The sequence below is a fragment of the Microseira sp. BLCC-F43 genome, from assembly GCF_041929235.1.
In the GTDB taxonomy this organism is placed as follows: Bacteria; Cyanobacteriota; Cyanobacteriia; order Cyanobacteriales; family Aerosakkonemataceae; genus Microseira.
Genome location: NZ_JBHFNP010000116.1, coordinates 1 through 19,458, shown reverse-complemented (window position 1 = coordinate 19,458; position 19,458 = coordinate 1). Strand labels below are relative to the sequence as shown.

Here is a 19,458-nt window from a genome sequence, read left to right as displayed (position 1 = left end):
AATCAGATCTATGAGGAGCGAACTATTAGCAATTAGCAATTAGCAATTAGCAATTAGCAATTAGCAATTAGCAATTACCAATTAGTTAGGAATTAGAGGAACAATGGCAGACAATTTAGTTTTTCGCAATCGGGTAATTGACAAGGGTCAGCTGAAAAAACTGATTGCCTGGGCTTTTACCAACTATGGTACGGCGCGGACGGCTCAAGTGGCAGACAAGTTAAAAGATTTGGGATTCCGCTATGCGACCAAGGCTGGGGTTTCGATTAGCGTAGATGACTTACAAGTGCCTGAGAGCAAGCGAAGTCTCCTGGAAGCTGCTGAAGAAGAAATTCGCTCGACTGAAGCTCGTTATACAAGGGGAGAAATTACTGAGGTTGAGCGGTTTCAAAAGGTGATCGATACCTGGAATAGCACTTCTGAAGCGCTAAAAGATGAGGTGGTGCGGAATTTTAAGGAAAGCGATCCGCTGAATTCGGTTTACATGATGGCATTCTCCGGTGCGCGGGGGAATATTTCTCAGGTGCGCCAGTTGGTGGGGATGCGGGGGTTGATGGCTAATCCCCAGGGGGAAATTATCGATTTGCCGATTAAAACCAATTTCCGGGAAGGTTTGACGGTTACAGAATACATTATTTCTTCTTACGGGGCCAGAAAGGGCTTGGTAGATACGGCGCTGCGAACGGCTGACTCTGGGTATCTGACTCGCCGTTTGGTGGATGTATCTCAGGATGTGATTATCCGGGAAGCTGACTGCTCTAGCACGCGGGGCATTACTTTGACAGCGATGAGGGATGAGTCGAAAACGCTGATTAAGCTGTCGGATCGCTTGCTGGGGCGGGCGCTGGCGGCGGATGTGGTTCATCCGGTGACGGGGGTGGTGTTGGCAACTCGCAATCAGGCGGTTTCGGAAGAATTGGCAGTCGCTATTGAGAAGGCGGGGGTAGAAGAAGTCGTGGTGCGAAGTCCCCTCACCTGCGAAGCTGCTCGCTCGGTGTGTCAAGCTTGCTACGGTTGGAGCCTCGCCCATGCTTCGGTGGTAGATTTGGGCGAAGCGGTGGGAATTATCGCCGCCCAGTCGATTGGGGAACCGGGTACTCAGCTGACGATGCGGACTTTCCACACGGGAGGCGTGTTTACCGGGGAAGTTGCCCGTCAGTTGCGGGCGGCGTTTGAGGGAACGATTCGCATCGGTAAGTCCCTGAGGGCAAGGCCGTTCCGTACCCGTCACGGGGAAGATGCGGCGGTGATGGAAAATAATGCAGAAATTACTTTAGTAGGGCGTGGAGAGGGGGAAGCAAATACCCAAACTTATGCTGTACCCCAAGGTTCTACTCTGCTGGTGCGGGATGGGCAAGCGGTAAAAGCGAATCAAGTGCTGGCTGAGGTGCCGATTACGGGTCGCAACGTGCGCCGCACGACGGAAAAGGTGACGAAGGATGTAGCCAGCGATAAGGCGGGGGAGGTGAAGTTCACCGACTTGGTGGTGGAAGAAAAAACCGACCGTCAGGGCAATGTCACTCGCAACGCGGCGCGGGGCGGTTTGATTTGGATTTTGTCGGGGGAAGTGTATAATTTGCCACCGGGTGCAGATCCGGTGGTGAAGAATGGCGAGCGCGTGGAACCCGGTTCTGTTTTAGCCGAAACTAAACTGGTGACGGAACACGGCGGCGTGGTGCGACTGCCAGCGGAAAGCACCAGCAAGGGGGGACGGGAAATTGAAATTATCACCGCCAGCGTGCTGTTGGATTCGGCAATTGTGCGTGTCGAAAGCTACCAAGGACGCGACCACTATTTAATTGAAACTACGGAGGGTCAGCTGTTCTCGCTCAAGGCAACCCCGGGCACGAAGGTGGCGAATAACCAGGTGGTGGCTGAGTTGATTGACGACCGCTACCGCACTGCGACGGGAGGTATTGTGAAGTACGCCGGTGTGGAGGTGGCTAAGCGGGGCAAGGCTAAGTTGGGTTATGAGGTGATTCAGGGGGGAACCCTGCTGTGGATTCCAGAAGAATCCCATGAGGTGAATAAAGACATTTCTTTGTTGTTGGTCGAGGACGGTCAATACGTCGAGGCGGGGCACGAGGTGGTGAAAGACATCTTCTGTGCTAGCAGCGGCGTAGTGGAAGTGGTGCAGAAAAATGACATTCTGCGGGAAATTGCCGTTAAGCCGGGTGAACTGCATTTGGTGGATGACCCGGAGGCGGTGATGGCGTTGGATGGGACGATCGCGGCGCCGGGACAAGAGATCGTACCGGGTTTGGTGGCGTCGGAGTTGCGCTACCTGGAATATGTGGAAACGCCGGAGGGACCAGCGCTGTTGCTGCGTCCGGTGACTGAGTATGCGATTCCGTCTATCCCTTCAGTGCCTTCGCAAACGGGGACTGGGGAGGTTGTACGGGCGGATGTTGAGGGTGCTGACCTGGGGAATGGTTCGCCGCTGCAAGAGCAATCCCTGATGTTGCGGGCGGTGCAGCGTCTGCCTTATAAAGATGGGGAGCGGGTGAAGTCGGTTGAAGGGTTGGAGTTGCTGCGGACTCAACTGGTGCTGGAAATCGGCAAGGATGCGGCTGGACTGGCAGCAGATATCGAACTGGTGCCGGATGAGGAAGATCCTGATGTGATGCGGTTGCAGTTGGTGATTCTGGAGTCGCTAGTGATTCGCCGGGATGTGGCAGCGGATGCGACGAGTGGGAGTACCCACACGCGGCTGTTGGTGCAGGATGGCGATCGGATTGCCCCCGGTGCCGTCGTCGCTCGGACGGAGATTCAATGTAAAGATGCGGGGGAAATCCGCGGCATTCGCGACGAAGGGGAAGCAATTCGCCGGGTTTTGGTAGTGCGGGAAGCGGACAAGCTAGGGATTAACACGGGAACTGCCAAGCCAACCGTTAAGCCAGGGGATTTGCTGGTGGCTGGGTCTACTATTGCGCCTGGAGTTGAGATACCAGAATCCGGTCAGGTAGTGAGGGTTCTCAACCGTCAGTCGTCGGGAGTTAGTCGCAATGGGGAAGAAGACGGGTCGACTGGGAGACGGGGAGACGCGGAGAGTAAAGAAGTCCCCGCGTCTCCCCGTCCGGGCGTCCCCGCGTCCTCTACTGCAAGCGGACAACTGACAACTGACAATTACCAAGTGGTGATGCGGCTAGCTCGTCCTTACCGGGTATCCCCAGGAGCGGTGCTGCACATCGAAGATGGTGACTTGGTACAGCGGGGGGATAACCTGGTGCTGTTGGTGTTCGAGCGGACTAAAACCGGGGATATTATCCAAGGTCTGCCGAGGATTGAAGAACTGCTGGAAGCTCGCAAACCGAAGGAAGCCTGCATTTTGGCGCGTCGTCCCGGTACGGTGCAGCTGACGTGGCGGCAAGACGAACCCGATGAAATTAAGGTGATCGAAGATGATGGACGCATAGCAGAGTACCCCATCGGTCCTGGTCAAAACCCGCTGGTATCCGACGGGCAACACGTCAAGGCTGGGGAACCGTTGACGGATGGTCCTGCTAACCCCCACGAGATCTTGGAGACTTTCTTTGAGTTCAACCGAGAACAATTGGGAGTTTATGAAGCGGCGCTGAGCGCGCTGAGGGCGACTCAAACGTTCTTGGTAAACGAGGTGCAGTCGGTGTATCAATCCCAAGGGATTGATATTGCTGACAAGCACATCGAGGTGATCGTGCGGCAGATGACTTCTAAGGTGCGGGTGGATGATGGCGGCGACACGACAATGCTTCCCGGTGAGTTAGTCGAATTGCGCCAAATCGAACAGGTGAATGATGCGATGTCGATTACTGGGGGCGCTCCGGCTCAGTATACGCCGATGCTGTTGGGGATTACTAAGGCTAGTTTGAATACGGATAGCTTTATCTCGGCGGCGAGTTTCCAAGAAACGACGCGGGTTCTCACGGAAGCGGCGATTGAAGGTAAATCCGATTGGTTGCGCGGACTGAAAGAAAACGTGATCATCGGGCGGTTGATTCCAGCTGGCACTGGGTTCAATGCTTATGAGGACGGTGCAGCCAGTACCGATGTCGATTTGTCCTACGAAAGCAGCGCCCTGTTGGATGAAGATGCAGAAGACTTAGAATCGCTGCACGGGAAGGCGATTCAGGATGTGGTGCTCGATGACCGGACGGCGCGTCGTTTTGGCATGGATGGCGGTTTCAATTCGTCGCGACGGGGTGGGTTTGATGGCAATTCCTACGATGACCGTTTCGGTTTTGGCGGCGATGACTCGCTTCTGGATGATGAGGATCTGATCGATGATGATGAGGATGATGATGATGATGACGAAGATTAGGTAATGGCTAATGGCTAATCGCTAATGGTAAAAACAATTAGCAATTAGCCATTAGCAATTAGCCATTACCCATTCTCTAATTGACGTTTTCCAGTTGCGCTGTCCTCACTGCTATTTGACTGGTTTGATTGCCGCGCTGTACCGTCAGCTGTAGCTGTTGACCAACCAGGCTACGTTCGACCATGTTCTGCAACTGGTCGGCGCTGGTAACGGGTTGTCCGTCGATTTGAACGATGACGTCTCCCCGTCGCAAACCTGCCGACGCTGCCGGGGTATTGGGTAACACCCTGACAACTAATACCCCTTGTACTTCGGGTATGGTGAAGGCGGAATTGGGGTCGTCGTTGTTTTCTTTGGCTTGTTGCGGGGTGAGGGTGGTCATTTGAATCCCCAAGTACGGATGCGCCACGCTTTCCCCGCGCACGAGTTTAGCGCTGATTTCTTTGGCTTTGTTGATCGGGATGGCAAAGCCAATTCCCATCGCGTCGGCGCGAATCGCGGTGTTGATGCCAATCACTTCCCCCGCAGCGTTTAACAAAGGTCCACCGGAGTTACCGGGGTTAATCGCCGCGTCGGTTTGAATAAAGTCAAGCCGCTTGTTGGGAACGCCGACTTCGGTGCTGGAACGGCGGAGGGTACTGATTATACCCAGGGTGACGGTATTGTCAAGTCCCAGCGGGTTGCCGACTGCGATCGCCCAATCTCCCACTTGCACCGCGCTGGAATCTCCCAGTGGTGCTACGGGTAAATCTTTACCACCAGTATTAATTTTTACCACTGCTAAATCGGTTACTTCATCGGCGCCCTGCACCCTTCCTTCTAGCTGGCGTCCGTCTTTTAAGGTTACGGTTACCTTATCGGCGCTATCGACAACGTGGGCGTTGGTCAGGATAATGCCGCTTTTATCGATAATAAAGCCCGATCCTTCGCCGCGCAGGCGTTGTGGCATTGGACTGCGTTGGGGGAATTCATCGCCAAAAAAGCGGCGGAAAAAGGGGTCGTCAAAGAAGGGATCGATCTGGCGGGTTGTCACCGTGCGTTCGGTATCAATTCTGACAACCGCTGGCCCGACGCGGTTGACGGCGGCGGTGACAAAGCTATGCACGGTTTCTCTGGTAGGCGGAGGCGCAGCGATTGGTTCAGCTTGGGAGGGGGATACCTGTAGGACGCCTACGGTGAGAAAAGATGTTACGAGGATGGCTAACCCGTAAGTGAGGATTTTGTGGAGAAAAGGAGCAAGTTTTTTTGGCATAGGGCTGATGTTTAATCAGTTTGGATAGAATCGTCTAATTACGATTATTTAGGGTGCGATCGCTTATTATCAAGTTCGGTTTACTACCCATTAGAAATACTTGTTGCTCTCCTGGGTAAAGCTTGAATAAAAAACCCTGGGGTTAGAAACCGGGTTTCGACCTAGATCTCTGGTTTCCAAACCAAGGATTTTTGATAGAAACCCGCTTTGTTTGCGTCAGTCCTGAAGCAGAGTTTTTTAATTGCCGCTGGGGCGAAACACCTATAATAGACTTCTCCAATAACTCCTTTTAAAGGCGGGCAGAATGCCCACCCCACAAGAGTTATTGGAGAGATATAATAATTATCCAGCTAAATTTTCATGCCTCCGGCACGCTACGCGATCGCCACATCGCTAAGACGGCTCCATTCATTCCACGAGCCATCATAATTCCTCACGTTTGGATAACCCAATAAATACTTTAAGACAAACCAGGTATATCCAGATCGTCCACCAATGGCACAGTAGGGAAACACTTCTTTTTTTGGTGTAATACCTTTACTGCTAAACAGTGTTTGCAATTCATCTCTCGACTTAAAAGTTCCATTTTCATTGAGGGTGAGAACGTGGTCGATATGCACTGCACCGGGTATGTGTCCAGCGCGTTCTGTTCCTTGTGGCGGTTGATTGAAGAACCATTCACCGTTGTATTCTTGAGGGGCGCGGACATCTAGTAAAATGCGATCGCGCACCTTCCCCATTAGAGAATCACCTTTAGTAATAGACTTATCCAACAACTCTTGTGGGATAGGCGTCTCGCCTGTCTTTGAGTTTGTTGGTTGGAGAGGTCTAATAGATTCTCTTACCTCTTCGTGCGACGCTCGCAAACTAGCATCAATATCCTTTACAGAGTACTGCGTTGGGGCAAAAGTTGAAAAATCTGTGGCGACGGGACGACCTTCTGAAATCCATTTCTGATAGCCACCATTGAGGACGCGCACGTTGTCGTGTCCAAACAATTTTAACAGCCAAAATACCCAGCCTCCAGTTGCTGGATAACTGCCGTAAGGAACTACTGTTGTTTCGTTGGTTATACCAGACCGGGATAGTAGTTTTTCTATAGCGATGCGATCGCAATTAATCCGCAGATCTGGTAACAGCAAGTCAGTAAAAATATTCCAGAAAACTGCACCGGGGATATGTGCGTTTTTACACGCATCTGGACTGATATCGACTTCTACGATGCGGATGTTGGCACAATCTAGATGTTCTTCCAACCATTGGGTATTGACCAGCACTTCGGGATGAGCGTATTGAAACATGGTTTTCTCCTGGGATGGCACTAAAGCTAAGATAGGGTGATGCTGGGGTTGCGCCTAGTCCTCGATCGGGTACACTTTGATTAATTTTGTCAAGGGAGTAATGGCAGAATCTTTGCAGTCCTTGTTTGAAGCGATTGGTCAAGTGCGGGATGAAGAAAGCTTGCGATCGCGCATTATGGTGCGAGTTGGTAACTATTTTGCTGCCAAACGTTGGAGTCTTTTTTTCTATGAAGAACTTCCACCTGTCCCGCTGCAAAATTCCAGCCTTTTCAAATTGGCATTGTCTTTAGACCACAATCCAGTTTTGCGTTATTTAGTTGAACGCCATGCTCCCGTCCATGAAGAATTATTGTTACCGCCGGGACTCTGGGAGACAATTTGTCCGCTGGCAGACCACGGTCACGTTATGGCTGGGCCAATTGTTAGTCAGGGTCGTTTAGTAGGAGCAATTGGCTTAACTCGCGAACGGGGAACTGCCGCATTTGATACTCATAATTTGAACGATTTAGGTGCGATTTGCCTGCATTTATCGACTAGGTTAGTTACTATAAAGTCTTTACGATCTCAATTCAATTCACCCAACATTAATCGTTTAACCCCGCGCGAACTTCAAATTGCCTCCCTGGTGGCAAAAGGACTAACTAATGCCCAAATTGGTGCCGAACTTTGGATTACAGAAAACTCGGTTAAACAGGCTTTAAAAAGAATGTTTCGGAAACTTGAGGTTTCGTCTCGTTCTGAGATGGTTGCACAGCTATACTCTAATTGAGCGGTTTAAAATATAATCAGGAGAGAATCCGCTATAGGTAGAATCGATTTACACCTGTTACCTTTACTTTATTGACTGATGGAAACAGTATTTTGAGTATTCGGTTAGGTATTGTTATAATTGGGGAAAGTTTTGATGTGTTGTCTATGCAGAACGATCGGGTTTTTGAACCAACTTGGAGTTGCATTAAACAGCTTTGTCCAGATTTCGCTGAAAATTTACGAAGAGAATATAACCGCACAGGTGGCTTTGTACCCTACGAACAAGGGTACATATATCTAATCCATGCTGAGGGCAGCAACTATTACAAAATCGGTAAAACCAAAGCTCCTGATAGACGACTCCTTCAAATTGCGCCACAAATGCCATTTACTTGCAAGTTTATTAGAGTATGGCACAGTAACTTTATGAGCTTGGCTGAAAAGTATTTGCATCAAAGGTTTAAGCAATTTAGAGCCAATGGTGAGTGGTTTGAGTTCAGTTGCAAGGAGTTAGAAGAATTTTTTGATAGGAGTATGGAGTATCAAATTCGATACGCATACTCAGACCATATTGACAATTTGATTCTAAGTTCAGAAGACACGGTTCTTCTTGCAGATAATGGTCAAAGAATTCCCAGTAGCTTATTGATAAGTCTTGCTCTTACTTATCCAGGTTCTGGAGATAGATGTATTTCGTACATTGAGGTAATTTTTAGAGAAATATCTGCTGAGTTACAGCCAGAACTACCAGAAAATCTTCAGCATTTAGCAAAAAGTAGACGAAGATTATAAAGCTAAGTTTTTGAATCAAAAATAGTGCGCTAAACTAACGTTAACGCACTCTACTATTACTTAGTGAATCTAATTTTTCCCCAGTACCGTCTTCGAGTTGACGAGCATCGAGTGTTCTATGATATCGAGTACACAGTTGAGCCAGAAAGGAAGTTAGTTTTAATTCTGGCTATCAAACATAAATCTGATGTTAACAAATGGCTCACCGTTCAGGAGGCTAATGATGAAACAGATTCAACGAGCGTGAAGTTCAAAATGATTTGCTTAAGTTTTTAGAAATAGCTCAGGAAGAAGACGTTATCTTGCTCCATGAGGGTAAGCCAGTAGGCTATTTGGTTGGGTTTGCTGATGAAGATGATTGGATTGATTACTTGATGCTGCACAATGAAGAGTTTCAAACACGATTACGCCGTTCTCTTCAAGATGCACGAGAAGGGCGAACGATTGCTTTTGAAAAGGGAAAGTTGGTTTCAGAAAGTGAGAATTAGGCGCTCGCTCATACTAAAATTGAGATATTAGCCTTTGTTGACGCTATTTCTATGTCTCTACAGCAGCTAAAAGAGCAAGCTTGCCAACTCTCTGTGAGCGATCGCCTCACACTGGTGGGCGCTATCATTCAATCGCTACAAGATACTCCCCAGACTGAAGATTGGCAATATTTAGTTGCTCGCCCCCATCCTTGGCGCAAACAGCTTTATATCAAAGGACGCAAACTGCTTGCTTCAACTGTTTGGCAGGATGCGCCCGCCAATCAAATGTCGCCAGAGCAGGCAACCGAAAATTGGGATTTGCCACTACCTGCTATCTACGAGGCAATTCATTATTGTGAAAGCCACCAGGAACTACTCAAACTAGAAGCTGACGAGGAACGCTATCGCTTAGAAGAAAACCGAGTCTCAATTGAGCCTAAAAATGCTGCTTGATCAAGATTCTCAAGCTAAGTTTTTGAATCAAAAAAGGTGCGTTACACTAACGTTAACGCACCCTACTGTTACTTGTGCATCAATCGGCATGTCCAGTCAGTACCAGCACTAATATAGTGAACCACCAAACTAATGGTCTCACCAGTGCTAGTGTGCCGAGACTCAAGATTGTCGCCCACAAAACAGATGCTCGGCTCAACTCCAACCATATCCCCACGCTAATCAAAATTGACACCACCCAAGTCACAATTGGTTCTATATTCTTCCAATCGATCTCAGTGATATTTCCGAAGATATTAGCTAAAGGGTTGGTTAACAACAGCCACCATCGATCTGACTCTGTTAAATCTAAAGAGTTCTCCATATCGAGATCGACTTGACCCTCTTTATGACGATAGTCGTTAAAACCTTTGCATGGAAAAACGCGCCCGTCGTATCTGATGTTACAGGGGTCTGGTCCGGCGAGCGGTCTATTTAAGGTAAATTCAACCTCAAGTAATTTACCCTTCAGTATAGTTCTACATCGGGTAACATTATATCGGGAATGTTGCCAATCGCATAAAAACTGATGTCCGGACAAAAAAATACTTCGATCGCCCTCTCCAATCCTCAATTCGGCAACCGCTCCTCTAACAGAAATCGGTCCTCCCCAATACATCACAGTTATAGCGATGACCAGGCAGCAGGCTAAAATACTCCAATATGAGTGCTGAAACAATCTTTGTCTATTCATCAATCTATTAATCTAATCCTCTAGGTTGCTCTCTTCGACAGCGTAACGCACCAACAACTCTAACTATCAGGACTTACGCAAACACCAAAGTTTCTCTGAAAAATCGTCGTTTTGCAACTAAAGATCTACACAGAAACCCGGTTTCTAAGCTGCTACGCACCTAATTTGAGAGTCAAATTTTCTCTTCTTCTTGTGGGGTGGGCATCTTGCCCGCCTCTTTATTGGATTTAAATGCGTAGCAGCTTAGTCCTGACTATGAAACCGCAACAGGAGTTTTTGCTAATTTACGTTCTCCAGTCACAACCATTCGCATTCCTGCTGGTGCGGCTAATGTTAAACCGCGACGCACGGGTTTAACGGGACGTTTGTTAACTAAAGATACTTCAAACCGCGACAAAATTGTTGCCAGTACCAGCTTCATTTCATACTGAGCAAATGCCATCCCGATGCAGCGACGATTACCACCGCCAAAAGGTAAGTATTCGTATTGGGAATATTGCCGTTCTAAGAAACGTTCTGGTTTAAATTGTTTGGCTTCGGGATAGACTTCTTCTCGATGGTGGGCTAAATAAATACTGGGAATTACAACCGCACCAACTGGTAATTTATAACCCATAATTTCCAGCGGCGCTTTGACTGTCCGGATGAAGGCGCTGATGGCAATTGGGTAGATGCGGAGGGTTTCAGAGCAAACGGCGGTTAGATAAGGGAGTTTAGCGATCTCACTCAATTCTCCCTCCGCACTTGCCAATTCTTTGAGCAATTTTTCCCGCACTTCTGGCGAACGATCTAGCCAATAAAATGCCCAAGTTAATGCAGAAGCTGTCGTTTCGTGTCCCGCTATTAATAATGTCATTAACTCATCGCGCAATTCTAACTCTGATAACTGGCTGCCATCTTCGTAGCGCGCCGCTAACATTAAACTGAGGATATCTTGCCGATTTGATTTTGATTGTGCCCGACGTTCTCGGATTAATTCAAAGATTAATTCGTCAACTTGTTGCTTTTGACGTAATATTTTTACCCAAGGACTCCAAGCACCCCAATCTTGTTGTAAAAAACTAAAAAAGAAGGCTGTGGATGTAAACCGCCCGCCCATTATTTCTAACATCGAACTAATTAATTGGCGCAGTTGTTGGAATTTTTCGCCTTCATCAACGCCAAATACTAATCGCAAGATAACGCGCAGGGAAATTTCTTGCATCGACTGGCGGATATTGAAGGGTTTGCCGATTTTCCAATTATCGCTGACTTCGCGGCTAATTTCGCAGATGGTTTGACCGTAGGCGCGCATTCTCTCCCCGTGGAAGGGTGGGGTGAGGAGTTGGCGATCGCGTTGGTGACGATCGCCATCTAGCAATACGAGGGAATTATCACCGAGTAAAAATTTTAACCCCCGGTTTCCCCGTCCTGCGTCTAATTTGCTGGAATCGGCATTAAAAATCTGCTGGAGGGCTTGGGGTTGACTAAAGTATACAATCGGTGTATTTTGGCGACCCCATACGGTGAAGGTGTCGCCGTAGGTTTGCGAGAAGTCGTCTAAGTATGAAATGGGTTGCGTAATAAACTTAATTAATCGTAAAAACACGGGCATGGTTGGCCCATTGGGGAGGCTGTTGGTAGGTGTCATAGCTTGTGATGTGGAGGTAGCTCTAAAGAAATCTTAAGCTGCAAGTCCCTGATAAAGCGATATATTCTTTTTATAAGGAACCGCACCAGGGGCAGACAGAGGCATCGACTGCAAAATATACAGGTAGGCTGAGGTATGCGATCGCCTCATTGATGTAGTTTATAAGGGGATTGGGAGGAAATTATGGCTCGAAAAAATATTAAGGATAATTCCAACGATGCTGTTCAACCATCTCACACAATCGATGTTTCAGCTTCGACTGTGGTAGAAAAGGATACAAATATCGTTGAACCGGAAATAGAAGTTACAGAAGAATCGCCGGAACATTCTGATATTCAAGCGCAAAGTAATGGCTTTAATCAAGCTGCTTTAGAAGCAACGATCGCAGAATTAAGAGCGGCTTTGGAAAAAGCTAATCAACGAGAAGAAGCAACAGTCGCTGAGTTGAGAGCAAGTTTAGAAAAGGCTCATCAACGAGAAGAATCGACAGTCGCAGAGTTGAGAGCAGCTTTGGAAAAAGCTCATAAACGAGAATATGAGCTTCAGGAGAATGTGTATCAGTTAAAGTCCGAGCTTTACGAGCAAAAAAGTTTGGTTCAGAAGCTTGAGCAAGATCTAGTTCAAGCAAATATGAAAATCAAAAATGAACTCGATCAAGCTAAGAAAACGGCGTTGGAACTGGCAGAAGCTAATGGCAAGCTGATTGAAGAAATTCAAGGTTTGAAAAAAGATAAGCAAGAAAAACCAACCACGCAGCCAACCGCGCAGCCAACCACGCAAGCTATTGTGCCTAAAAAAGCAATTACGATTCCTAAAAAATCAATTCCGATAATCGAAAAGCTCCCGCCAGAAAAACCAGGGGAGCCTGCTAAAACTTCTTCGCCGATGTGGTTATTGGATTAAAGGATTTTGGATTTTGGATTTAATCAATCCAAAATCCAAAGTTATCTATGCGAGTTTTGCTTGTGCTTGTCTTTGCAGCAGGTTGATAATCGAAGTTTTTTCTAGCATTCCTACTAGCACTCCGTTTTCCCGCACAACGGGGAGTTGAGAAACCTGCTTTTGTTCGATCAGCGTTACTACGTCTAGTAAGGATTGATCGGCTTTGATGGTTGTGGTTGGATCGACTGGTTGTACGAGTTCTTTGACTAAAGTATGAGGCCAAAGATCGACGGGGATGGTTTTTAAAGCGTCTACTGCGATCGCACCCACTAAATATCCGCTTTCATCAGTTACCAAAAACTTGCGCCAGGTGTCTTTACCAATTACGTACTCGTTGGCAAATTCTCTCAAAGTCAGCGATTCTGAAATTATCGGACTATTAGGAACAACCGCATCAAGAGCCGTCAAGCTTGAGAGTTTATCTTGCACTTTAGCAGATTGGGCAAACTGAGTGGCATTTTGCAGCAAGAACCAACCGATTAATAAAGTCCAAAAGTTGGGAAACCTGCCGAATAGTATCGGAAGAAATCCAGAGATAATTGCTATCCAACCAAAGATTTGACCGACGCGACCTGCAAATACAATACCTTTATATTGATTGCCGGTGATTTTCCAAACGATCGCTTTGAGGATATTTCCACCATCGAGAGGTAAGCCGGGAATCAGGTTGAATAAGGCTAACATCAAGTTGAGCGATGCTAGCAGTCCTACAATTGCTGCCACTGGCCCAGAAATGGTAAGGTTAGTGCCAACGACGGTAAACAGACCGAACAGCAGCAGGCTGACGACTGGCCCCGCGATCGCAACCCAAAATGCTTCTGCTGGCGTCTTGGATTCTTTCTCCAAGCTAGCTAACCCACCAAATAGAAATAAATTAATCGATTTGACTTCAATTCCCTGACTTTTGGCAACGAAACTGTGTCCCAATTCGTGCGCCAAAACAGAGGCAAACAACAGCAAAGCAGTCATCAATCCCAGTATCCACGGGATTCCCGCACCGAGTCCGGGAAACAAAACCGCCAATTGATTGCTATATGTCCAAGTGAATAAGGTTAAAACAAAGAACCAGGACGGATGGACGTAAAATGGTATGCCAAATAGGTTGCCAACGCGAATAGTGCCGTTCATCTGGCCTCCTGCGATTTATCTTGTTTCCAGTGTAACGAAATGTAAAAATGGTTTTAAGATTTCGGCTATAGCGGTATCCGTCCGTTGAGGTACGGTTTTCTGGTGGGAGACTTCGCATAAGCTATCGTATAAGTAGGTTGGGTTGAGGTAACGAAACCCAACCGACAGATTTGTAATATATGTGACCGCTTGAGAAAAAAATTTATTGCAATCTACGCCGATCATGCAAACCGACAACAGCAAGATTACCCGCGTCTATAGCCAAGAAGAGATCCAGCAAATTCTGCACCTGGCGATTTCCCGTCAAAATTATGAAGGGGAATTTAGCCGCGATCAGCTGGCGGAAATTGCCGCCGAGTTAGAAATTTCCCCGGAAAACCTACTAGCAGCAGAACGGGAGTGGTTGAATCAGCAAGGCGAGTTGCAAAAGCGGCAAGCGTTTAATACCTATCGACTTGGGAGATTAAAAAAGCGCTTCGGTAATTATGCAATCGTTAATACTTTTTTTGTTCTGCTTAATCTAGTCGGTGCTGGAACGCTAACTTGGTCGCTGTACATTCTATTATTTTGGGGGCTAGGTCTTGGCCTCAATGCTTGGAATACTTTTCAATCCGACGGCGAGGACTACGAACGAGATTTTCAAAAGTGGAATCGTCAAAACCAGTTGCGACAATCGATTAATAGCTTTTTTAATAATTTCTTGAAAGCTTGGTAAGACACGCAATTATCCTATCACCTTTGTTTCTTACTGCGCTCTTTCCTGGGCATAAACTATTTTTCAGAGAAACTTTGGTGTTTGCGCGATCGCAAGGCAATTATCCTATCACCTTTGTTTCTTACTGCGCTCTTTCCTGGGCATAAACTATTTTTCAGAGAAACTTTGGTGTTTGCGCGATCGCCAACTTAGGTCTTGCACCAGTAACAAGCGAGGCAGAGCCTCTTAGATCGTCGTTCCCAGGCTCTTGCCTGGGAACGAGAGTACGAGAGTGAAACCGGGTTTCTGCGTTAAATTTAATAGCAATATGGGGTAACATCTTCGCCACATACATCAGCTAAGTATACTAAAGATCGGAAGCGCAAGCCCATTAATTGTTCGTATAAAGGATTGATTTTACACAGGGGTGGAATGCGAAAAAGAGTCCGCCCAAATATTTGAATATCTCTGGCAAACGGACATTGAGATGGGATGAGTTTGCACAACGCCCTGGCTAATTCAGCATCGCGAATTTCGATTGAGTCTAGCTGCTGGCGTAATGGTTGTAGGAGACTTTCCATTAAGCTGCCAGACTTCAAGGTTGTTTGTGGATAAATGCTATTGAATGCAGACATAAGTCACCCTAATCAAGATATCAACTGGTAAGAATTTGTTTGATGTCTCTATTATTAACGCAATTGCGAGTTTTGAGAGCGATCCCAATCCCTATTATTTGTAATCGGTTTAATAAACTTAGGTGATGATAGTACTCAATCATTTGTAAAGTTAAGTTGAGTAATATGACATTAACTTATGAGTTAGAGCGAAGTTTGTAATTTTAGACACTTTTATCAAATAAATATCCGTAGAATAGATATAGAGGGATTGGTTTTACTTTCACTTTAGTTTTGTCAATTGGAGGTATCCCCATGCAAGAGCTTATCGCTACTGTTCCTATGCTCAACACGCCGCAAGAAATCGAAAAAGCAATAGAACTTTACAAAAACAGCGATCTGAGCGGTTTTGAACTGATTAAGCTGTGGCAAGCTATCCGCGATGCCGCCCTCAATCAGATTTTCCCCGATTCTAATAACGATAACGTTCCCGGAGGGGATAGCTACTAACTCAAGTTGCTAGTTATGCTCATGGCTAATGGCTAATGGCTAATGTCAGGATATTATTGTTGTGAGCTTCACATCTCGCAATTAGCAATTAGCTACCAGCAACGCCCAAGTTTATAACTAGCAACTTGCGTTACTAATAGCTTTTCCCAATTAGGATAAAAAATTACCTCCTGGTAGACCCATCAGGGTATTCAGGAGGGTTTGCATGTCAAACTACTTATTTAACAGCAATATTGACTCACATCTTCACCGCATACATCGGCAAGAAAACACAACGCTTGGAAACGCAATCCGACGAACTGTTCGTAGAAAGGATTCAACTTGCACAGCGGGGGAATGTGAAACAGCGTCTTGCCAAAGATTTGAATATCTCTTTCAAATGGACATTGAGAAGGGATGAGCTTGCAGACTAACCGAGCAAATTGAGCGTCGCGCACTTGAATAGATTCTAACCGTTGGCGGATTGGATGCAGAATCATATCGGCTAAACTAGGAGACTCTGGATAAAGATGAGCGTTGCTAAGCATAATTACCTTACCTAAAATTTTTGTTTCATAGATTTGTTTGATATTTATATCTTCATCGCCGCCACAAGTTTTTCCGGCGAGCGCATACACTATTTTTTGTGATATAATTGGTTTCCCCTCAGTGTTAAAAGTCATAGATCATAAGCGATCGCAGAGCAAATTCGCGGTGATGAGTATCACGCAAGATTATTGATAAGAATCACAAAAAAGTTGTATTGCTGACATTGGTTGGGGATTAAAATAGGGTGATACGGTCTGACTCAGACTTTTGTCCATGTCAGTAGGAGAAGGCTTTTATGCAAGAATTACTCACTAAGGTTCCCGTCCTCAAAACTCCCGAAGAAGTGGAACAAGCGATCGCGCGTTACAAAGCTAGCGATCTCAACGATATGGATCTGATTTACCTATGGCAAGCTATTCGCGATGCTGCCTTGAATCAGAATAACGATAACGCAGATACCGACAACGTTCCAGGTCAAGATAGCTACTAAACCCGATAAAAATTCTTACCGGCGATCTCCAGTATCAATAGCCTCCTGTTATACTCAAAGCGAGTTGCGGGGGGTTTTTATGACTGTTTTTATGAAAGGGGCAGAAAATAACGCATCGCCATTTCAGTCATTTTTGTCAGAGTTATATTTTAAGTACAAATCTCTACCCGATGGTAAGGTAGCCGGATATATAGTTGGGTAACGCTATGCTCAACCCAACCTACAAAAGATTAGATAAATTTATCACCCTAAGTACGGGAGAGCCGAATATAGAGCGCTGCATTATAAATATTTTTTGACTTAAAACTTAGGTCGTCTATTTCTGAAAATAGGGGATGGGTTGATTTGATAATGTGTCTTTCAACCAGTTGCATAGAAAACCTAAAAGCTGGTCAACCAAAACACTTATAATTTAACACCGCGTTGGCAGAATTTTATTTAAGTTTTACAAAGATGCTCCAGATCCCCCCAAGAGTAGCCCCAGCCACTCTTGGTAGATAAATGCTAATTTTTGTAAAAAATTGCTAATATTTTAAATGACTTGTTTCAATACTGAAATTTGATTGGTGAGCGGATTGGCTAAAAAAAAACTCCCCATGTGAGGGGGAGGGAGAGAGGAGAAGGAGAAAGAAAGAATTTTGCTAATCGGACTGCCTAATCAAGTTGCTGAGGAACGAGCGAGCATCGGTTAGGGGAAGATGCCTGGGTTTCCCTTGGAAGACAATTTGATACTCGTCGCCGTACTCGCCATCGCCATAACCAGAAATGAGATTGCGGTGAAAAGCTTCCTCTGCCAACTTGTGAACTTCATCTCTGAGCGCAGTTGTTGTTACAGTCATATTCTGCTGCCTCCAGAATTCCTTCTTAACTTATAGACACTTAGGGTGTGCGAGCGCACCTTTCTGGGGAGATAACCAGTACTGAGTACTGAGTGCTTTTGATCGCGTTTTGGAACAATACCCTGAGATAGAGGCAAGCAGATTGAAACAGAGTTAGGCTCAAGCTTGGAATGGGGAGGGATTGTCCGATGGAGAATCCCTCCCCAAACAAGAGCATCAGATCGGGTGATAGGCAATGGTTACTGAAGCAATTACCGATACCATTCGCGTCAACGCTAGAAAAAGCGACGCTTTCGATATTTTTAACATCAGGCACTACATCGGACCAAACCCTTATTTAGACAAGGCGGCGTTAGTATTTGATTTTGCTTTTACCGGATATCTGCCCCCTTTGTCCCTGGAAGAGTACGTTCAAAGGGTAAGCCAAGTCTACCCGCACCTGGGCGATCAAACCTACGAATCTTATCCCCATCTGTTCGCCAGTACCGTCTCAGAAGTCAATAAGCTTGACATGGGTTTGCACCTCGACCGTTGGAGTGTAAAACCCGTTGGGGATTATATGCGGATTGCTTTTGAAACCCTCCACGCACGCACGAGTCGGTCAGTTGTTTATCTCGTTTGGGACTGGTTTGAAGCCATTACGCAAGGCGAAGAATTTACGTTTGACGCTCAAATTAAAAAGCTGCAAAATATCTTCCGGCAATCAGTATACGGCGGGCCAACCGTCTATGCTTTATTACGTACCGCCCACGATAAAGGAATACCTGCTTTTTATTTGTGGGACGAAGGTTTAATGCAATACGGCTATGGAAAAAAACTGGTGCGGGGCATAGCAACTACATTTGATTGCGATAGCCATTTAGATTCAGATTTTACCACCCGCAAAGATGACTGCAAAGCGTTTTTAGGCAACCTTGGCTTCCCCGTCCCCAAAGGTGATGTTGTCGTCTCGCTTGGGGAAGCTTTAGAAGCAGCAGATAGAATTGGCTACCCAGTTGCAGTTAAACCTGTTTCCGGTCATAAAGGAATTGGGGTAACAGCTGACGTGCAAAATGGGGAGGAATTAAAAGCCGCTTTTAGTAGGGCAATTAAAGGTATTCCAGACGAACAACCAATGCAAATAATTGTGGAAAAAAGCATTAAAGGCGCAGATTTTCGCTTGCTATGCGTTAACGGTCGATTTGTTGCCGCTACCGAACGTCGTCCAGCATGGGTTGTAGGAAATGGTCATGCTACTATTGGCGAATTAATCGAACGGGAAAATCACAAACCCGCGCGTTTGGATACTCCAACTTCGCCGATGAGTAAAATTCAGTGCGACGAAGCGATGGAAATGTTCTTAGAAGAACAAAAATTATCATTGGATAGCGTCATAGAGCAAGGTCGCACCGTTCATCTTCGCAAAGTCGCCAATTTATCATCCGGTGGCGTCAGTATCGATGCTACTAGCACCGTTCACCCCGATAACATTATCCTCGCCCAAGATATTGCCCAGCACTTTAAACTTGTTTGTTTGGGAATTGATGTAATTTCCCCAAGTTTATCCGAATCTTGGAAAACGGGTAATTTTGGCATTCTGGAAATTAATGCCGCCCCCGGTATTTTTATGCACCTCAATCCTGCCATAGGTGAAAGCGTTGATGTACCTTCCCATATCTTGGAAACTTTCTTTGAATCTGGGGAAGATGCGAGGATACCGATTATCACCTTTAACCGGATTTCAGTTCCAGAACTCCAGCAAACGATTGACCATATTTTGTTACAACACCCAGAATGGACGATTGGTGCTATTTGTCGCGAAGGGCTTTTTGTCAACCGTTCTGAAAAAATTCTTAACAAGGATTACAACAGCAACGTGCAAAGTTTGTTGCGGAATCCCAAACTCGATTTGCTGATTGCGGCATACGGGGAAGATATTTTAGAACGGGATGGCATGTTTTACCAAGGCAGCAATATGGTTGTTTTGGATAATCCCACGGAAATAGAAATGACCCTGGCGCGAGATATTATCGACGATTCCACAGTTGTTGTG

The 19,458-nt window shown here is 46.3% G+C and carries 19 protein-coding genes; 11 read left to right on the top strand and 8 right to left on the bottom strand.

Translation table 11 applies throughout. The features are described from left to right. The first annotated feature begins 103 nt into the window (after positions 1-103). Positions 104-4,300, top strand: a complete 4,197-nt coding sequence (locus tag ACE1CM_RS17140) for a DNA-directed RNA polymerase subunit beta' (RefSeq protein ID WP_374878721.1) — start codon at positions 104-106, stop codon at positions 4,298-4,300. Between the two features lie 76 nt (positions 4,301-4,376). On the opposite strand, the gene ACE1CM_RS17135 is transcribed toward ACE1CM_RS17140, so the two are convergent. After that, positions 4,377-5,552 (bottom strand): HhoA/HhoB/HtrA family serine endopeptidase, encoded by a 1,176-nt coding sequence (locus tag ACE1CM_RS17135; protein ID WP_374878720.1) that lies wholly within the window; start codon positions 5,550-5,552, stop codon positions 4,377-4,379. A 374-nt stretch (positions 5,553-5,926) separates the two neighbouring features. Beyond that, positions 5,927-6,853, bottom strand: coding sequence for a sulfurtransferase (locus ACE1CM_RS17130; protein ID WP_374878719.1), 927 nt, complete (start codon positions 6,851-6,853; stop codon positions 5,927-5,929). 100 nt (positions 6,854-6,953) lie between these two features. Between ACE1CM_RS17130 and ACE1CM_RS17125 the strand changes: the two genes are divergently transcribed. From ACE1CM_RS17125 to ACE1CM_RS17110, 4 genes are all read left to right on the top strand, one after another. Further along, positions 6,954-7,622 carry a LuxR C-terminal-related transcriptional regulator gene (locus ACE1CM_RS17125; RefSeq protein ID WP_374878718.1) on the top strand — a complete coding sequence of 223 codons (669 nt, stop codon included), beginning with the start codon at positions 6,954-6,956 and terminating at the stop codon, positions 7,620-7,622. Between the two features lie 92 nt (positions 7,623-7,714). After that, positions 7,715-8,395, top strand: coding sequence for a GIY-YIG nuclease family protein (locus tag ACE1CM_RS17120; protein WP_374878717.1), 681 nt, complete (start codon positions 7,715-7,717; stop codon positions 8,393-8,395). 260 nt (positions 8,396-8,655) lie between these two features. Beyond that, positions 8,656-8,883 carry a prevent-host-death protein gene (locus tag ACE1CM_RS17115; RefSeq protein ID WP_374878716.1) on the top strand — a complete coding sequence of 76 codons (228 nt, stop codon included), beginning with the start codon at positions 8,656-8,658 and terminating at the stop codon, positions 8,881-8,883. Positions 8,884-8,934: 51 nt separating this feature from the next. Further along, a complete protein-coding gene (locus ACE1CM_RS17110; RefSeq protein WP_374878715.1) occupies positions 8,935-9,318 on the top strand; it encodes a hypothetical protein in 384 nt (127 codons plus the stop codon). Between the two features lie 79 nt (positions 9,319-9,397). On the opposite strand, the gene ACE1CM_RS17105 is transcribed toward ACE1CM_RS17110, so the two are convergent. Together ACE1CM_RS17105 and ACE1CM_RS17100 are read right to left on the bottom strand one after the other, a co-directional pair. Beyond that, a complete protein-coding gene (locus tag ACE1CM_RS17105; protein WP_374878714.1) occupies positions 9,398-10,051 on the bottom strand; it encodes a hypothetical protein in 654 nt (217 codons plus the stop codon). A gap of 253 nt (positions 10,052-10,304) precedes the next feature. Further along, the gene (locus tag ACE1CM_RS17100; RefSeq protein ID WP_374878713.1) at positions 10,305-11,681 is read right to left on the bottom strand and encodes a cytochrome P450; all 1,377 of its coding nucleotides are present in this window, start codon (positions 11,679-11,681) and stop codon (positions 10,305-10,307) included. 183 nt (positions 11,682-11,864) lie between these two features. On the opposite strand from ACE1CM_RS17100, the gene ACE1CM_RS17095 reads away from it, so the two are divergent. Continuing rightward, positions 11,865-12,584, top strand: coding sequence for a hypothetical protein (locus ACE1CM_RS17095; protein ID WP_374878712.1), 720 nt, complete (start codon positions 11,865-11,867; stop codon positions 12,582-12,584). A 45-nt stretch (positions 12,585-12,629) separates the two neighbouring features. Here ACE1CM_RS17095 and ACE1CM_RS17090 read toward each other — a convergent pair whose 3' ends face one another. Beyond that, positions 12,630-13,751, bottom strand: coding sequence for a site-2 protease family protein (locus tag ACE1CM_RS17090; protein WP_374878711.1), 1,122 nt, complete (start codon positions 13,749-13,751; stop codon positions 12,630-12,632). A 223-nt stretch (positions 13,752-13,974) separates the two neighbouring features. Here ACE1CM_RS17090 and ACE1CM_RS17085 point away from each other — a divergent pair, with 223 nt between their 5' ends. Further along, the gene (locus tag ACE1CM_RS17085; RefSeq protein ID WP_374878710.1) at positions 13,975-14,466 is read left to right on the top strand and encodes a 2TM domain-containing protein; all 492 of its coding nucleotides are present in this window, start codon (positions 13,975-13,977) and stop codon (positions 14,464-14,466) included. Positions 14,467-14,762: 296 nt separating this feature from the next. On the opposite strand, the gene ACE1CM_RS17080 is transcribed toward ACE1CM_RS17085, so the two are convergent. Then, a complete protein-coding gene (locus ACE1CM_RS17080; RefSeq protein ID WP_374878743.1) occupies positions 14,763-15,026 on the bottom strand; it encodes a Mo-dependent nitrogenase C-terminal domain-containing protein in 264 nt (87 codons plus the stop codon). A 348-nt stretch (positions 15,027-15,374) separates the two neighbouring features. Between ACE1CM_RS17080 and ACE1CM_RS17075 the strand changes: the two genes are divergently transcribed. After that, on the top strand, positions 15,375-15,569 hold the full coding sequence (locus ACE1CM_RS17075; RefSeq protein WP_374878709.1) for a hypothetical protein: 195 nt from the start codon (positions 15,375-15,377) through the stop codon (positions 15,567-15,569). Between the two features lie 221 nt (positions 15,570-15,790). Here ACE1CM_RS17075 and ACE1CM_RS17070 read toward each other — a convergent pair whose 3' ends face one another. Further along, positions 15,791-16,048, bottom strand: a complete 258-nt coding sequence (locus ACE1CM_RS17070; RefSeq protein WP_374878742.1) for a Mo-dependent nitrogenase C-terminal domain-containing protein — start codon at positions 16,046-16,048, stop codon at positions 15,791-15,793. A gap of 344 nt (positions 16,049-16,392) precedes the next feature. Here ACE1CM_RS17070 and ACE1CM_RS17065 point away from each other — a divergent pair, with 344 nt between their 5' ends. Beyond that, positions 16,393-16,587, top strand: coding sequence for a hypothetical protein (locus tag ACE1CM_RS17065; protein ID WP_374878708.1), 195 nt, complete (start codon positions 16,393-16,395; stop codon positions 16,585-16,587). A 79-nt stretch (positions 16,588-16,666) separates the two neighbouring features. Next, the gene (locus ACE1CM_RS17060; RefSeq protein ID WP_374878707.1) at positions 16,667-16,789 is read left to right on the top strand and encodes a hypothetical protein; all 123 of its coding nucleotides are present in this window, start codon (positions 16,667-16,669) and stop codon (positions 16,787-16,789) included. Between the two features lie 439 nt (positions 16,790-17,228). On the opposite strand, the gene ACE1CM_RS17055 is transcribed toward ACE1CM_RS17060, so the two are convergent. Further along, complete coding sequence (locus ACE1CM_RS17055; protein ID WP_374878706.1) at positions 17,229-17,426, bottom strand: hypothetical protein; 198 nt, start codon at positions 17,424-17,426, stop codon at positions 17,229-17,231. A gap of 235 nt (positions 17,427-17,661) precedes the next feature. On the opposite strand from ACE1CM_RS17055, the gene ACE1CM_RS17050 reads away from it, so the two are divergent. Further along, the coding region (locus ACE1CM_RS17050; RefSeq protein WP_374878705.1) for an acetate--CoA ligase family protein at positions 17,662-19,458 on the top strand (1,797 nt) is incomplete at its 3' end.

Coding starts and splice junctions, on each gene's coding strand:
- ACE1CM_RS17135 (WP_374878720.1), bottom strand. CDS start 5,552: ATGCCAAAAAAACTTGCTCCTTTTCTCCACAAAATCCTCACTTACGGG.
- ACE1CM_RS17095 (WP_374878712.1), top strand. CDS start 11,865: ATGGCTCGAAAAAATATTAAGGATAATTCCAACGATGCTGTTCAACCA.
- ACE1CM_RS17080 (WP_374878743.1), bottom strand. CDS start 15,026: ATGGAAAGTCTCCTACAACCATTACGCCAGCAGCTAGACTCAATCGAA.
- ACE1CM_RS17055 (WP_374878706.1), bottom strand. CDS start 17,426: ATGACTGTAACAACAACTGCGCTCAGAGATGAAGTTCACAAGTTGGCA.
- ACE1CM_RS17085 (WP_374878710.1), top strand. CDS start 13,975: ATGCAAACCGACAACAGCAAGATTACCCGCGTCTATAGCCAAGAAGAG.
- ACE1CM_RS17060 (WP_374878707.1), top strand. CDS start 16,667: ATGACTGTTTTTATGAAAGGGGCAGAAAATAACGCATCGCCATTTCAG.
- ACE1CM_RS17100 (WP_374878713.1), bottom strand. CDS start 11,681: ATGACACCTACCAACAGCCTCCCCAATGGGCCAACCATGCCCGTGTTT.
- ACE1CM_RS17125 (WP_374878718.1), top strand. CDS start 6,954: ATGGCAGAATCTTTGCAGTCCTTGTTTGAAGCGATTGGTCAAGTGCGG.
- ACE1CM_RS17110 (WP_374878715.1), top strand. CDS start 8,935: ATGTCTCTACAGCAGCTAAAAGAGCAAGCTTGCCAACTCTCTGTGAGC.
- ACE1CM_RS17130 (WP_374878719.1), bottom strand. CDS start 6,853: ATGTTTCAATACGCTCATCCCGAAGTGCTGGTCAATACCCAATGGTTG.
- ACE1CM_RS17070 (WP_374878742.1), bottom strand. CDS start 16,048: ATGATTCTGCATCCAATCCGCCAACGGTTAGAATCTATTCAAGTGCGC.
- ACE1CM_RS17105 (WP_374878714.1), bottom strand. CDS start 10,051: ATGAATAGACAAAGATTGTTTCAGCACTCATATTGGAGTATTTTAGCC.
- ACE1CM_RS17075 (WP_374878709.1), top strand. CDS start 15,375: ATGCAAGAGCTTATCGCTACTGTTCCTATGCTCAACACGCCGCAAGAA.
- ACE1CM_RS17090 (WP_374878711.1), bottom strand. CDS start 13,751: ATGAACGGCACTATTCGCGTTGGCAACCTATTTGGCATACCATTTTAC.
- ACE1CM_RS17140 (WP_374878721.1), top strand. CDS start 104: ATGGCAGACAATTTAGTTTTTCGCAATCGGGTAATTGACAAGGGTCAG.
- ACE1CM_RS17065 (WP_374878708.1), top strand. CDS start 16,393: ATGCAAGAATTACTCACTAAGGTTCCCGTCCTCAAAACTCCCGAAGAA.